6 protein-coding genes, 2 tRNA genes and 1 pseudogene are annotated in these 16,237 nt (G+C 37.5%); 1 reads left to right on the top strand and 8 read right to left on the bottom strand.

Annotated elements, in window-relative coordinates; genetic code table 11:
* Positions 1 to 21: 21 nt before the first annotated feature.
* The 7 genes and pseudogenes from BscR1v2_RS01335 to rplU form a co-directional block, all read right to left on the bottom strand.
* Positions 22 to 1,311 (bottom strand): hypothetical protein, encoded by a 1,290-nt coding sequence (locus tag BscR1v2_RS01335; RefSeq protein WP_078689449.1) that lies wholly within the window; start codon positions 1,309 to 1,311, stop codon positions 22 to 24.
* A 908-nt stretch (positions 1,312 to 2,219) separates the two neighbouring features.
* Positions 2,220 to 6,920 (bottom strand): YadA-like family protein, encoded by a 4,701-nt coding sequence (locus BscR1v2_RS01330; protein WP_078689448.1) that lies wholly within the window; start codon positions 6,918 to 6,920, stop codon positions 2,220 to 2,222.
* A 1,876-nt stretch (positions 6,921 to 8,796) separates the two neighbouring features.
* Positions 8,797 to 8,886: transfer RNA gene (locus tag BscR1v2_RS01325), tRNA-Ser, on the bottom strand.
* 127 nt (positions 8,887 to 9,013) lie between these two features.
* Positions 9,014 to 9,586, bottom strand: coding sequence for an invasion associated locus B family protein (locus BscR1v2_RS01320; RefSeq protein ID WP_078689447.1), 573 nt, complete (start codon positions 9,584 to 9,586; stop codon positions 9,014 to 9,016).
* On the bottom strand, positions 9,586 to 11,484 hold the full coding sequence (locus tag BscR1v2_RS01315; protein WP_194284949.1) for a YadA-like family protein: 1,899 nt from the start codon (positions 11,482 to 11,484) through the stop codon (positions 9,586 to 9,588). The genes BscR1v2_RS01320 and BscR1v2_RS01315 overlap by 1 nt, the downstream gene beginning before the upstream one ends.
* Before the next feature lie 1,919 nt (positions 11,485 to 13,403).
* Positions 13,404 to 13,658 (bottom strand): 50S ribosomal protein L27, encoded by a 255-nt coding sequence (rpmA, locus tag BscR1v2_RS01310; protein ID WP_010703393.1) that lies wholly within the window; start codon positions 13,656 to 13,658, stop codon positions 13,404 to 13,406.
* 11 nt (positions 13,659 to 13,669) lie between these two features.
* Positions 13,670 to 14,145, bottom strand: a pseudogene (gene rplU, locus BscR1v2_RS01305) (50S ribosomal protein L21).
* Between the two features lie 274 nt (positions 14,146 to 14,419).
* Here rplU and BscR1v2_RS01300 point away from each other — a divergent pair.
* Positions 14,420 to 14,509: transfer RNA gene (locus BscR1v2_RS01300), tRNA-Ser, on the top strand.
* A gap of 34 nt (positions 14,510 to 14,543) precedes the next feature.
* On the opposite strand, the gene pgi is transcribed toward BscR1v2_RS01300, so the two are convergent.
* Positions 14,544 to 16,193 carry a glucose-6-phosphate isomerase gene (gene pgi, locus BscR1v2_RS01295; protein ID WP_078689445.1) on the bottom strand — a complete coding sequence of 550 codons (1,650 nt, stop codon included), beginning with the start codon at positions 16,191 to 16,193 and terminating at the stop codon, positions 14,544 to 14,546.
* Between the last annotated feature and the right edge of the window lie 44 nt (positions 16,194 to 16,237).

Below are 16,237 nucleotides of genomic sequence, written 5' to 3'. Positions count from 1 at the left end.
TAAGCTTGTCAACATCGCCCCTTATACCCCAACAGTACTACTTAACCCCTCAATGTCTTGCTTGAATTCATAAAGCTGCGCACCTGTCACTGCATCTGTTGAACCTTTTTCAACAGATCCCCTTGCCATGTTTGTAATTCTTTCACCTGCAAGGTCGATTCCATTAGCATCCATCTTCGGACCACCTTGAAGTATTCCAATGCTATCTACCAGAACATTTTGACTCAAACCAAAACTGATAAGATTTTGTTCATCAGTAGATGATAACGAAACATCAATATTGTCACCTACCATAAAACGGATGTGATCGTTATCACTAATGTGCACCATCCCCCCGCTCCCAGCACTAAGGTAAAAACCAAACTTTTGCTGCACCGTCCATTCTTTTAATGCTTTTAGCTGAGCAACATTCACTGCATCAGTATCTTCATGACCAGCTGCAACACCTACAATCTGCCGCGTTATACGTAGATCTGGATCACCAAAAGATACTGGATCATAAGTAGCATGCCACACCGGGTTATTAGGGATGTCTAACGCCCCACCAGTTACAGGATCATAACCACCCACCAAGAGACCCCCATTAACTCTAGAAGGAGAGACAGAGAACATACCCAAAGCAAGACCACCACTGTTATAAAAATTCTGCACATTAGCGAGTTCACCTATACACACATTTTTCGGGTTACCGGGACTATTCCCACACAACGTTGCTGTTGTGTCTTTTTCCCTCGTCTGCCCACCAGCAACACGTGCACCCGTTGTATTGACAGACCTCGTATTAACAGACCAGTTGATGGTATTATTTTCCTCCAACAACCAATCGCCTTTCGCTACATCTACATCAATTAAAGAACGTGCACTTGCACTCTTTAAAGCATTTACTGATGCATCAGCCCCACAACTACTCTCAAAAGAATAATCACCAGAACCATCAGAAAGCTGATTAGAGGTCAGCTTCTTATACTGCTCTTTTGCAGATACTTTCTTACCTAACCTTGATGAACTACGGCTAACAATCTGGTCCACCCCACAAGAACGATCACCATTAGCCACCCCAGCACGGCCACCAACACGCCCATGAGCAACGTTAGCAGAAACCACACCTGCACTTACACTTTGAACTATTGACTCTGCACTTTGAACTGTCGACCCCGTTGAAGAAAGATGAGAAGCAAAAACTGGAGAAACACTCGACAAAAGTGTAGCCATTACCGCCCCTAATGAAACAGCTCTCACCAAAGATACCTCAGCAGAAGACCTTTGAGCAATGAAGCTTTTGTCTTTTGGAGTGATATGTACTTTTTTCATAACAAATCTTTCAAAAATAAAAAAACATCAAAAAAATGCATTTGAGCCATTTAAAAGTCACAATTGGGCGCTATCTGATTTGATGATGGGTTTTGTGTTGTAAAAAAACATAAAAACAAACCATAAAGCAGAGCCAATTTCGTGTGCTAAAAAACAAACGTGCTGAAAAACAAAAGAGTGCAGTTTTTTAGTTTCAAATAGGCGGTTTTAGTTAACAATAATGAGTGAGGAAATAGAGTGTAAGGTTCTATCCTCACAAAGTGAGTGTTGTTTTAAGAGTGTGTGGTTTTCATAACAAATCCTCCAAAATAGAAATGTTAAATAATATATTTGGACGTCAAAAAAGTATATTTAGCCGTTATTAGCTTAAAAGAAACTCAAGAGTTTTATTCAAACAAAGGGAAGTGTGGTGTTGAGCCTTTGAGAGAATAATATGGGGTGAGTGAGTTTTAATAAGCGTTATTTAGTAAGCTAAATATGAGATGAATGGGGGTGTTTGTTGTTTATAATCTCCTTAATTAAAGCGATTAATCTGAGTGATAGTGTTTAAGAGTGTTTGCTTTTGTTTACCTTTTAAAGGTTTTCGGAAAGCAACTTGGCTTTATGTTAAAGGGTATATACGGACGAGTAAATAGAAAATTTAAGGGGTTTTAGCTTCATTTTTTTAAAGTAGGTTCTTAGTAAAGATTGAAACGTGTTTTATTTCCAAGTGAATCTACGGAATAAAGGATGATAGTTTTGTGCGTTTTTTTGTAATAACATATCAAAAAAAATCTGTGGATAATTCTCCTTTTTCATAAAAATGTCTTTTTTATTTAAACCACCTTGTCACAAATCATATTCTTTTTATATCTGTGGTATATGGGCATATTAATTAATGTGACGTTATTAGTTTTAATATGATGTGATTAGTTTAGTGTAAAGCTTATTCCTGCTCCTACACCCCAGTGTCCTCCGGAAGTAGTGACGGAGAGGTTGGAACGGATATCCCCATCTTCAGATGTATAACCAGCTCCAAAGGCAAGTGCTGATTGACCACGCCACACACCACTACCAAATGCAACACTGAATTTGCCAGGTGTATCATTGTAACGTAAGTTAGATACGGCCAAACCGATAGCTGCTGCTTGTCTTGCTTCTTTCTGGACGCTTTCAACTCTATAATTTAAGGCCTCAAACTTCATATCAGTATAAGCATTTGCTTGTGCAACAGCATCACCAACTATATTCTCTATTTTTTCATCTGTATATTTGTTAGCATCTGCAAGAACAACGCCCATCTGTTTTTTCAGTTGACCACCATTAACTGCTTGTTTCGAATCTTTTTCGATTTCACCATCTGCAACATTATCAATGAGCACAGGCTCATCTTCCTTACCACCTTTTAAGGTGATGCTATTGATTTTGTTGCCCTGTTCATCTTTGTCATAAACGACAGCTCCATCCGTAATGATATCAACTTCGTTAACTATACTATCAACTTTGCCTTCAAGAATGTTAACCTTCTCATTTGTCTCCCAAAGCTGATTACCTGTAACCACATCAGTAGAACCTTGTGCAATTGTACCATCCGCTACATCGGTTACCTTACTAGCCTGACCATTATGACTAGCGCTATAGGCATCTTTGCCATCATTCCAATTTAAACTATTAGAATTCACCTGAGTTTCAACTTGTTGAATACGATTATCGAGACTAGACATACTGTTATTAACAGCCTCAAAAGCATCAGCTACATTATGATATGTTTGTTCTCCATTCTTGCTCTGCACACCAAAATCCGCAATTGTAAATGTTGGATCTGTCCACTTTCCATCTTGATACCCAGCCCCTCCACCGAAATAAGCTGCTAGCTGTTTATTTAGCACAAAAATCTGGTTACCTGTTATCGCTTCCGTTGAACCATCTACAATATCCCCATCTAAAAGAAACTTTAGCTTGTTATTTTCTGCTACCCCTCGCCCTTCTCCTTTATTTACATGAAGCGCAACAAAGGCTTCCTCCCTATCACTCCAAAATAAAGCATTTTCCTTAACCGCTGTAGTATTTGTATTGATATTATTCTGCAACTTCGTCAGTGAAGCATCAACACCGGCAAAGGCAGCTTCAACATTGTTATAGTTTTGCTTTTGAATGGTGTAAGTCGGTGCAACACCTTCTAGTATGTTGGCACCACCCCCTAAATACTCATTAATATTTGTATCAAGCTTTGTCACATTCTCTTGCACATCAAACATTGTGCTCGTCAACGTCTCAACACTTTTCTTGACTCCATAAAGCTGCTTGCCATTGACTGCATCTGTCGAGCCTTCTGTAACAGACCCATCAGCTAACCCAGTAAGTTTTCGAGTTTCTCTATCTTTGTTAGCAATAGAGATCTCAGTACCACCTGTTTTACCACCAATGGTAATCTTATGCGTCCCTAGCTCTTGCTGGACAAGGTCACCACGTACTACATCATCAATTCTACCAAAAAGTTGTGTCAGTGTATCATCCACAGCTACAAAGGCAACTCCTACATCACTATATTCCCCATTCTGAATGGTATACGTCGGTGCCGTACCTTTCAAGACATCTGCTCCACCACCGAAATACTCATTAATATTCGTATCAAGCGTCGTGACATTCTTTTCAACCTCAAATATAGTGCCATGCAAAGTGGTAACACTCTTCTCCACCCTATAAAGCTGCGAACCTGTCACTGCTTCTGTTGAAGCTTCTGAGAGATCGCCCTCTGCCAAACCAGTAAGTTTGCGTTCTCCTCCATCTCTGTTGGCAATAGAGATCTCAGTACCACCTGTTTTACCACCTATCGTGATTAGCTTAGATATGGGCTCTTGCTGGACAAGGCCATTATTTACCACATTTGCAACACTATCAATCCTACCAGAAAGCTGCGTCAATGAAGTATCAACGCCCGCAAAGGCGCTCCCAATATCATGATGCTCCTCTCCTTGAATCATATACATTGGTGCTGTACCTGCAAGTACGCTTGCTCCCCCACCTAAATACTCAGATATATTATTATCAAGCTTTGTCACATTATTCTGCACACCAGATACTGTGCCTGTCAATACATTAACGCTTTGCTTGACTTCATAAAGCTGTGAACCATTAACTGCATCTGTTGAACCCTCCGTAACAGATCCCTCTGCCAAACCGGTAAGGGTGCGTAATCCTTCATCTTTGTTGGCAATCGAGACCTCATTACCCTCAGCTTTGCCACCTATCGTGATTTTATGCGTCCCTGGTTCTTGCTGGACAAGGTTGCTACTTACCACATTATCAATTCTACTAGAAAGCTGCGTCAATGAAGCATCAACACCCTCAAAGGTGGCTCCAACATCATTATAAGTCTGCTTCTGAATTGTATACGTCGGTACTATACCTTCTAGTATGTTGGCTTCACCACCTAAATACTGCGCAACCGTGCTGTTCAGTTCATAAAGCTGCTTACCATTGATTACCTCTGTTGATTCTGCAGTAACTTTTCCATCTTTCACACCAGAAAGTACCCGAGATTCTCCTCCACTGTTGGTAATTTTAATCTCCGTGCCTTCCACTTTAGCACCAATTGTGATCAGCTTTGTCCCTGGGTTTTGATGTACAAAAATGCTACCTACAACACCCTCAACTTTAGTAGAGAGCTGTGTCAATGTATCATCAACACCTTTAAATGCACTACCAACATCATTATAGGTCTCATTTTGAACTGTATAAATCGGTGCTCGATTTGCCAGTATATTGGCACCACCACCCAAATACGTCGAAATATTCGTATCTAAGGTTGTGACATTTGCATCAAGAGTTGCTACACTTCTCTCAACTTTCGATATAGTAGCATTCAACGGAACAAACTTCTGATCTACTTCATAAAGTTGTGCACCATTCACTGCTTCCATCGAGACTTCAGAAAGCTCTCCTCTTTGCACACCAGAAAGTACCCGAGATTCTCCTCCACTGTTGGCAATATTGATCTCCATACCTTCTGTTTTTGCACCAATAGTAATCTGCTTCGTCCCTGAATTTTGCTCTACAAGAATGCTATCTGCCACACCATTAATCCTTTCAGAAAGCTGCATCAGTGAAGTATCAACACCTGTAAAAGCAGTGCCAACATCATGATAGATCTGCCTTTGAATTGTATAAGTCGGTGCCGTATTTTCTAACACGTTTGCATTACCCCCTAAATACGTTGCAACCGTACTGTTCAGTTCATAAACCTGACCGGCATTAACTGCATCTTTCGACCCTCTGAGGAGAGTTCCATCCGCCACACCCCTAATTTTCATATCTGAAGCATTGATCCCAGCAGTAGTCACTGATGGACCATCCACAATAAATAAACCAAGATCTACTAAGCGGACATTTCTTGTCCAGACACTCGTCAGTACAAGAGTCTCAGCCAAATCAAATGTTACCGTATTGTCATTTTTGACAATCTTAATATTGTTACTTCCAGCAACTAAATCGAGATTAGTATCTTTATTAACTTTTGTAGCATTTTGACCGTTAACAGAAAGTCGCCAAGTACCACCTTCTTCTTCTACCCATGTTTGTAATGCTTTCAGCTGAGCAACATTCACTGCATCAGTCTCTTCAAAACCAGCGGCTACTCCTGTAATTTGTCGTGTTTTTCCACTGCTTACATCACCAATACTAACTGCACCTATAGTACTTCTCCATATCGGTGACGTTTCCATTGAAGCGATGTCACTTCTAGGATCATAACCTGAAACCCATTTTCCAACTTTGGCTTTAGAATCATCACCTAAAGCAACACCGCCCTCCACAGATGATTGTGCACCATAACCAATAGCAGTACCTAATTTAGCCTCAGCAAAAGAACCTACAGCTATTGCCTTCACTCCCTTCGCATTAGCAAAAGAACCTATAGCTATTGCCTTCATTCCCTCCGCCTTTGCGTAATTACCTATTACAATAGATTCTGACTGGAGAGCCTGGCTTGAAAAACCTAAAGCAACAGAACCACCACCCTTAGCCCATGCTTCCCTGCCAATTGCAGTATCCTCTCCGCTCTCTGCATTCGCATTTGAACCTAGCTGAGTACCAATACCTCTCAAAGTAAAACTATCAAAATAACCCTGTATTCCCTCTGACGTTTCGGCAACTTGTCTCATATTCACACCAGCAGCAATAGCGCGAGACATAGCATCTGTATCAGCAATCCAAGTAACTGGTTGAATTACAGAACCATTAGGATCACAATTGATAAATTGTTGATTAGCGCTCAATTTCTTATACTGCTCTTTTGCAGATACTTTCTTACCTAACCTTGATGAACTACGGCTAACAATCTGGTCCACCCCACAAGAACGATCACCATTAGCCACCCCAGCACGGCCACCAACACGCCCATGAGCAACGTTAGCAGAAACCACACCTGCACTTACACTTTGAACTATTGACTCTGCACTTTGAACTGTCGACCCCGTTGAAGAAAGATGAGAAGCAAAAACTGGAGAAACACTCGACAAAAGTGTAGCCATTACCGCCCCTAATGAAACAGCTCTCACCAAAGATACCTCAGCAGAAAACCTTTGAGCAATGAAGCTTTTGTTTTTTGGAGTGATATGTACTTTTTTCATAACAAATCTTTCAAAAATAAAAAAACATATTTGGACATCAAAAAGTCACAATTGGGCGCTATCTGATTTGATGATGGGTTTTGTGTTGTAAAAAAACATAAAAACAAACCATAAAGCAGAGCCAATTTCGTGTGCTAAAAAACAAACGTGCTGAAAAACAAAAGAGTGTAGTTTTTCAGCTTCTAAATAAGCTTTGTGTCAAACAATAAATAGTAAGGAGAGAAGACCTTTAAGGTCTTACCTTTACAAAAAGCTTTTAGTTTTAGGGGTGTATGATTTTCATAGCAAATTCTCCAAAATAGAAATGTTAAATAATATATGTGGGCGTCAAAAAAGTATATTTAGCCGTTATTAGCTTAAAAGAAACTCAAGAGTTTTATTCAAACAAAGGGAAGTGTGATGTTGAGCCTTTGAGAGAATAATATGGGGTGAGTGAGTTTTAATAAGCGTTATTTAGTAAGCTAAATATGAGATGAATGGGGGTGTTCGTTATTTATAATCTCCTTAATTAAAGCGATTAATCTGAGTGATAGTGTTTAAGAGTGTTTGCTTTTGTTTGCCTTTTAAAGGTTTTTGGAAAGCAACTTGGCTTTATGTTAAAGGGTAAGGGGGTATATGTATAACGAGCAAAAAATTTAAAGGGGGTGTTTTATTTTTCCAAAACGGATTCCTAAGAAGGTAGTGTTGTAATGCGCTTATTTTTGAAGTGTTTATTGGGATATTTCATTGAATAAATTGGGGTGTTCTCAATTTCTGAATAATGAAATAAATGGTTTATGGGAGGTTAATTTGCAGAGTAGTATAATTACTTGGGAAATTTTATAACACTGTGTTGGTGAACGCTTTTTGTTTGAAGGGCGATATTAAGAGCCGTGGGTAAAGTGTGTTTTAGCAATAATATTAGTAACTAGTTAAGTGGAGTGGTTTTTGTGAAATCTTTCTATTACGAGAAATGTTTACAAAGGATTAGCTATGTTGGTGTGTTTGAAACAAAATCTCTTCCCGTTTCAATAACTTCCTTCTTTGTTGTATTTGGTTCATCAGTCATCACGACGGTACCAAAAGTTCAGTAATATCAATTAGTTTTGTCGCTACGGGATTAGATATTTTTTTGATATAGATTTTGACTATGACAGTTTTCTATCACTTTCAATGGTTATAATGAGGTAGCTTTTTTATAACTATTTCCATTCTCCTTCTAAAATACTGACTCTTGCCTCAGCCTTTCCTGTTATTTTAACAGTGGTTTGTGCGTAATTGCTGCTTTGCAACTTTTACAAAGCTCACACCAGAGGAATGTTTGTAGGTAAACCAGAAGCAAGCAAAATGCAGTAACATTTGCCCAACAAGTGGATTGTACTCCTATTAAAGCGTGGGACACCTTTGTAAAAACAAGAACCATCGGCATTATGATTTTGAAAAATCGTAACGAATAATATTCATTCATTTAGAGACAGAAACAAGCAAATTCTCATCTTGCCTAAACCGGTAAAAATACTTTAAATTGATCATATGGGCGATGAAACATTCATCAATGACAAGTAAAGCAAGAAACTTATCGAGAAATCCCTTGATAACTCGCTTAAAAAAGCGCGTAACGCAGCAAACATTAAAAAATCGGCTTATAAGATAAAAAGCACAAGCTATAATAAAAGAGCAGCTCATGCAGAGATGCAAATTTCACGTATAAAAGCAATTTTGGGTGAACTGAAGATAGCATGGCATCTCTTTATATAAAGAGTGCTAATCACAAAAAACCAACTATTGAATCAACTAAAAACTACAAAAAGCAAAAAATAGTATCTGCAAAACTTAATAAAATCAAAGCAATAAAAATTCTCTAACTTCTACATAATTATTTGATTTTATTATATTTTGGCGGAGAGAGAGGGATTCGAACCCTCGATATGGTTTCCCATATACACGCGTTCCAGGCGTGCGCCTTCAACCACTCGGCCACCTCTCCAGAGGTTTGCACTATATTCAGAAAGAAATAACCTGCAAGCTTAAATTATATTACTTTAAGCAATAAAAAATTACTTTATTCATTAAAACAATGCTGAAATAGGTAAAATCATATTTTTTGATTTTATTTATTGCAAAGAGAGAAGCGCCTCACCCAAGCCCTTAAATGGCGCCACAAAGGAAAGTGTTTTTCCCTCTTTAAGCTGATAAGAAATGCGTACATTGCTACTCTTACTTATCTGTTTCATTAAAACAGGCCCTACAGGATACTGCGCTAAGCAGATTTCTCGATTGCACTGCTTATAGCTAATAAGAAGCGGTTTTTCGACACCTTCCATAAAGACTTGAATAGGAGCATTTGTGTTAGCGTTTGGCAATGTCCGTAACAACATAACTGGTTGACCATTTTTTGTAGAAACAAGTGACCAGCTAAAGACCTTGTTACCTTCTTTATCATTATGGATTGTCTGAGTTACATTACAGATGCCTTGTTTTATTGTTTTGTTTTCATCGCAAATTAATGTCCAGTAATCAAACTGCATAATAATCCGGCGTGTTTCACCAGGCTTTCCACCGGGCACTGATAATTGCGGTGGATGCACTGTATAAACACTCTCTTGCTCCTCAGCAAAGCTTACAGCCTTTCCTAAAAAAACAAGAATAAACAAAAGACTTGTAATATATTTCCGGTTTCTTATCATTATTTCAATGCTAAGCTTAATCCTGCTCCTACACCCCAATGCCCTCCAGAAGTGGTAACGGAGAAGTTGGAACGCATCTTTCCATCTTCAGACATATAACCAGTTCCAAAAGCAAGTGCTGATTGACCACGCCATACACCACTACCAAATGCAATACTGAGCATCCCTGGTGTCTCAATGTAATGCAAGTTCGCTACAGCCAAACCGATTGCTGCTGCTTGTCTTGCTTCTTTTTGGACGCTTTCAACTCTATAATTTAAGGCCTCAAACTTCATATCAGTATAGGCATTAGCTTGTGCAACAGCATCATTAACCATATTCCCTATTTTTTCATCTGTATATTTGTTGGCGTCTGCAAGAGCAAGTTGTGTTTGTTCTTTAACGTAATCATGCAGCTGCCCACCATTGACTGCTTGTTTTGAACCTTCTTCGATTTCACCATTTGCAACATTGTCAATGAGCACAGGCTCACCTTCTTTACCACCTACTAAAGTGATACTATTAGCTTTTTTCCCATATTCATCTTTGTCATAAGTAACAACCCCATCAGTAAGGGTGTTAACTCGATCAATCACATTATTAACTTTATCTTTAAGACTTTTAATCCTCTTATTTGTCTTCCAAAGCTGCCTACCTGTAACAGCATCAGTGGAGTTAGGAGTAATATCTCCATCCATAAGAAATGTAAGTTTGCTATTTTTTCTTTTCCCGTTTTCTGTATGAAGCGCAACAAAGGCTTTGTCAGATTCACTCCATGTCACAGTATTATGTTTCAAATCTTCAGAAATCTTATCGATTGCTTCCCTAAAGTTACCGGACACATATTTTAGATGATTATTTACATTCTTGATATTTGCATCAAGTTCTATAAAAGCACTGCCAACATCATTAAAATCAGCCCGTTTCACACTTCCATCTGTAGAAACTTTAGATAAAATATATTGTGGCCCGAAAAAACCATCCTCACGAAATGTTGCACCACCCCCTAAATATTGAGATATATCATTACCCATCTTATAAAGCTGCTTACCTGAAACTGCTTCTGCCGATTCTTCAGTAATTTTTCCTTCTGCCACGTTTGTAATATTTTTATTTCCAGCATCAATCCCATTACTATTTATCTTCAGAGCAGCATTTTCTATTTCAATACCCTTTAGCTTAACACTCTCAGTTAAACCAAATGTTACCTTATTACCATTTTTAACAATTTCAATATTTTTACCTTCAATTAAATCGAGCCTTTTCACGTAATTAATTCTTGTAGTATCTTTGCTATTCACAGAAAATTTCCAAATGCCATCTTTGTCTTCTACCCATTTTCTTAATGCTTTTAGCTGCGCAACGTTCACTGCATCAGTATCCTGAGTACCAGCTGCTACCCCTACAATCTGTCGTGTGTATTCCTTGGTTACATCACCAATGCTAACTGCACCTCTAGTACTTTTCCATGCTAATGACCTATCTAATGAAGTGACACCACTTTCAGGATTATAACCGGCAGTTCCCTCCTTAACATCAGCCTTAGAGTGACTGCCCAGAGCGACACCACCCCACACAAGTGATTCTGCACTATAACCAATAGCCGTACCTAATGTAGTTCCACCAAATTTATCTGTAGTAGCTAAAGTCCCTATGGCTGTCCCACCATAACCATTAGCCTTTGCATACCTACCCACCGCTGTGGAATTTTGCTGACCAGCCTGGCTAAAGGAACCTACAGCCGTAGCACCATCCCCCTTAGCCTGTGCTTCCCTGCCGATTGCAGTATCTTGTTGATTTTTTGCGTACGCATCTGAACCATATTTAACACCCTGATCAGTAGCAAAAACTGGAAAAACACTCGATAGAAATATCATCACTGTAGCCCCTAATGAAACCACAGCCCCTAATGAAACCACCTTGATCCAAAACGATTTATAGAGAAAATGACAACAATTCGATTCATTGTTTTTTGAGCTTAAATACAATTTTTGCATAACATCCCTTGAAATAAGGCAATATATTGAAGCACCAAAACAGAGACCAACATCATCACAAAAAGCAAAGAAAAGCCTTTTGCAAAGCCACTGTTGCGCACTAGGAAAAAATGAAAAAAGGTAAAACAATTCTTTCGATGCTATGATTTATTTCGGCATCGTTCTAAAATCTCTTAAAAATATTGGAGCTTAGAAAAGATTAGAGCCTTTTTAATTAAAGGCCTTCAAACAAAGAAAATATACAACTTATTCTTAAAAATATTGCATAACCTCCATCAAAAATATAATCCATTTTGCTGTAAAAATTTCTTTATTAAAGATCAATTTGTTCTTTACATAACGCGCATTAATAAAATGGCAAGAGCACCAATAAATAATTTTTTTGTATTTTTATAAGACGGGTTCCAACGAACACTGAAACACATTTTATGTTCAATGATATCTACAGTACACCTTTAAAATCTTGAAACTTACATAATAATAGGCTGAAAAAATAATCGTTATTATAGCCAACGATACAATTATCAGACAATCTCAAAAAATCTTTCAGTATTGCTAATTTTGTTTTATGGAAAAATACTGTACAGATGTAATTGATTGTTTTTATAATAAAAATATTGCTATTTTAACTTTATATTTTATCATTATATATTTATTTTTGTATAACATATAAATAGCATAATGTTCTTATCAATAAAATCATTAGAAATTAATGGAAAGACTGTTAAAAAATATTTCAATAATATTTTAAACACTCACCTAACGATGACATTAAAACTACAAAGTACCATCATCAGGATAATTCTCGTGTAAAAAATGCCTGCTTTGCAGCTGTTTTCATTACATAAGTGAGGTAGAATCCTTAAAATCTGTAATTAATTCAGAAATCATTTATAATAGCCCACACAAGAGTGAAGTGAAGCTTTTTTATGTATCAAGAAATAACCCTAAATAAAAATTACCAATTTATTTCATTACGATTTTTCTCGTTCAAATAATTCAGAAATATTCAATAGAAAAGAATTGATACCATAAACAGGATCATGTTTCTCATCGTTGTGGTAATTAATTTAATAAACAAACTTTCAGATAGTTTTAATATAATGACAGTACTTATGGTTATCTCTTCATCAGATCAGTTATCATAAAAACTACCTATATCACTTATTAAACAACACCTACTTAATCTTAACACTAAAATTGATTCTTACAGTAAAAATTGCTGAAATATTAAGCGTATACTAATAAAATAGCTATATGAAATATTATCCCCTAATATCGTTATCAACCTCACAACTTTTTGTGCAGTCAAAGCCAAACTGCATCAAAAATAATAAATTGCCTGTAAAATGATACTAAATGAAATGTTATTTAAAAATGAATAACTTATACTGTTGATTTGAGTTCAGTTAAATTAAATCCAACATAAATAATTCAACAGAGCACATCTCAATAAAGAACCATTTATCTTTAAAATACACTTACGGATTACCTACCCACTTGATTCTAAGATCAAGCAATACCGTCACCTCTCACCACCAAGTTATAAACTTTGAGTAATCAAAGTTTCATTTTCAAGTAAAATTGTATAAACAGAAAAAATCTGTTGTAGAATCCAAATTATCACTCAATATCTTCAGATAAAGGAAACCTAAAATGAATCTTTCAGCAAAATAATCAGAAAATTCTGTTTTGTGTCAGCTTCTTATATAGTCCTAACACTTATCGTATAGCTAGAATAAAAAATGGGACATTATTTTTTTAATGCCCCAAAGTTTTAAAACCGAAATCCAATATATACCGATCTATTTTAAAGAATACTCAGATTACCTCTGTCCCCGTCACATAGGAATGACTGAAACATAAGCGCGGTTATCTGCTTTCTTACGAAAAGAAACTTTCCCATTTGAAAGCGCAAAAAGAGTATGATCTTTTCCAATACCAACATTCTCACCAGGATGCCAACGTGTACCGCGTTGACGTACGATAATGTTTCCCGCAATAACAGCTTCACCACCAAATTTCTTAACGCCAAGACGTTTTGATTCTGAATCGCGGCCATTACGTGAGGAACCGCCAGCTTTTTTATGTGCCATGGAATTCTCCCTTAGTCTTCTTTACTTTTTGATATCGCAGCTGTTTTTTGTGACGCAACCTTCTTTTTAGCAGTTTTTGTGGCAGTTTCCTTAGAAGGAGTAGAAGTTTTTGCCTCTTTTGGTACAGCTGCTTTCTTCTCAACCGACTTAGCTACTGTTTTTTAGGCTTTGAACCATCCGCTAAAATTTCTAAAATACGAAGTGTCGTTATTTCTTGGCGATGACCACGAGTACGCTTCGAATTTTGACGACGCCGTTTCTTAAATGCAATAACCTTACGAGCACGTCCTTGTTCTACAATTTCAGCTGTAACTAAACCCTCAGCGATAACAGGTGCACCAATAGCTACACTCTCCCCCTCACCCATCATCAATACATTGTCGAATTTAACGATATCACCAGCGTTGCCAATGATCTTTTCAACTTTTAATACCTGGTTAGCAACAACACGATATTGCTTACCACCTGTTTTAATGACTGCGAACATTTTTTATCCTTTCGTTCGATCCCGCTCTTAGTTCACTTCTGCTTTAGTTCAGTAGGGAAATAGGCTTCTTTTTATCAGTCGTAATAATTTAAAAGGGATAAACAGCACCTTTTAGAGCGCAAGCTCCCTTAACATTTACATATATGATAGAATTTCTATTCTCTGTCAAGAAAAGCCAACAAAGAAGCAAAAAAAGGTTGTACTTAAAACAATTGAAGATTATCAAGCATCCATACACAAATTATATAATGAAAATTTTACTGCATTTACATATGGAGAGATGGCTGAGTGGTTGAAAGCACCGCACTCGAAATGCGGCATAGGGGCAACCCTATCGGGGGTTCAAATCCCTCTCTCTCCGCCAGTACTAAGAAAATTGAGATAAGTCTCAAATCTTTTTATTCAACACGTCTCGCTTGAATATGTGCCAATAGTCCTAATGTTGAACTATCGTGATTATTAGTTTTAGATTCTCCACGTACAATAGGTAACAATTCATTTGCTAATTCTTTACCAAATTCAACACCCCATTGATCAAATGAATTAATATTCATTAAAACACCTTCAATAAAAATACGATGCTCATAAAGCGCCATTAAACGACCAAGCGCAAAGGGTGTTAATAAATCCTGAATTAGCATAATGCTTGGCCTGTTCCCTCTCAAACTTTTATGAAGCACTAAATTATCTGCTTCACTACCATCAATTGCATTATTAACAACAGTGTTCCAACTGCCCTTAATAAGGTGGCCTTTCATCAAAGCCTCTGATTGCGCCAAACAATTAGCCATTAATATATCATGCATATGACTTAAATGTGGTTCATGCCCTTTTACAAATAAAACAAACTCCACAGGAATGATATCCGTTCCTTGATGCAGAAATTGAAAAAAAGCATGTTGTCCATTTGTTCCCGAATCGCCCCAAACAACTGGACCACTTGAAAAGCCTATTGGCTTGCCATCTAAAGAAATATGCTTGCCATTTGATTCCATATCAAGCTGCTGTAAATAAGCTGGAAAGCGCACTAAACGCTGCGCATAAGGAATGACTGCACGTGATGAATAACCACAAATAACACGATGCCAGAATCCTAAAAGAGCAAATCGAATCGGAATATTTTTATGCAAAGGTGCAGTTTTAAAATGCTCGTCCATCTGGCGCGCACCCTTGAGAAACTGGCGAAAGTTTTGACCACCAATTGCCAACATAACAACAAGACCAATCGCTGACCAAATTGAATAACGCCCCCCAACCCAATTCCAAAATTCAAAAAACCTTGAAGAATCTATACCAAATTCCATCACTTTATCGGCCGCGCTGGAAACGCCAACAAAATGCATTTTTACCGCTTCTTCTCCCAAATGTGAACTGATCCATTGGCGTGCAACTTTAGCGTTTGCTACTGTTTCAGATGTTGTAAAAGTTTTAGAAGCAATAATAAAAAGTGTTGTTTTCGGATTCAAATTAGCAAGAACATCAACAATATGTGCACCATCTACATTAGAAATAAAATGACAACGTGGTCCATCATGATAAGGTTTTAAAGCATGGGTAACCATTGCAGGTCCAAGATCAGACCCCCCAATACCAATATTTACAATATCAGTTATCCTCTCACCACTATACCCTCTATAGTTACCACAACGAACCATTTCAGAAAATTTTTCCATACGGGTAAGAACGGCTTGGATGTCCTGAACAATATTACGCTCATTCAACATAAAAACTTCATCAGCAGACAAACGTAACGCAATGTGAAGAGCCGAGCGTTTTTCAGTTACGTTAATAGCTTTACCTAAAAACATCGCCTTACACTTGCCTGAAACATCTGCTGCAATAGCAAGATTATCTAAGAGTTTCAGCGTATTTAATGTTACACCACACTTTGAAAAATCAAAAAGGAAATCATCAAGTCTTAAAGAAAAACGAGTAAAGCGCTGTTCATCTTCTGCAAAATGTCGACGAATATCACAAACCTTGTCTTCTATAATATGCCTTTTCAAAGCCTTCAAAGCTACTTCAAAGGCTCTTTCATTGCGAACCATAATTATTTTCCCATGGTCTCATTGACAATAATATCAAAACACAA

This window comes from Bartonella schoenbuchensis R1, from assembly GCF_002022685.1.
In the GTDB taxonomy this organism is placed as follows: Bacteria; Pseudomonadota; Alphaproteobacteria; order Rhizobiales; family Rhizobiaceae; genus Bartonella; species Bartonella schoenbuchensis.
This window is presented reverse-complemented; position numbering and strand designations above follow the sequence as displayed.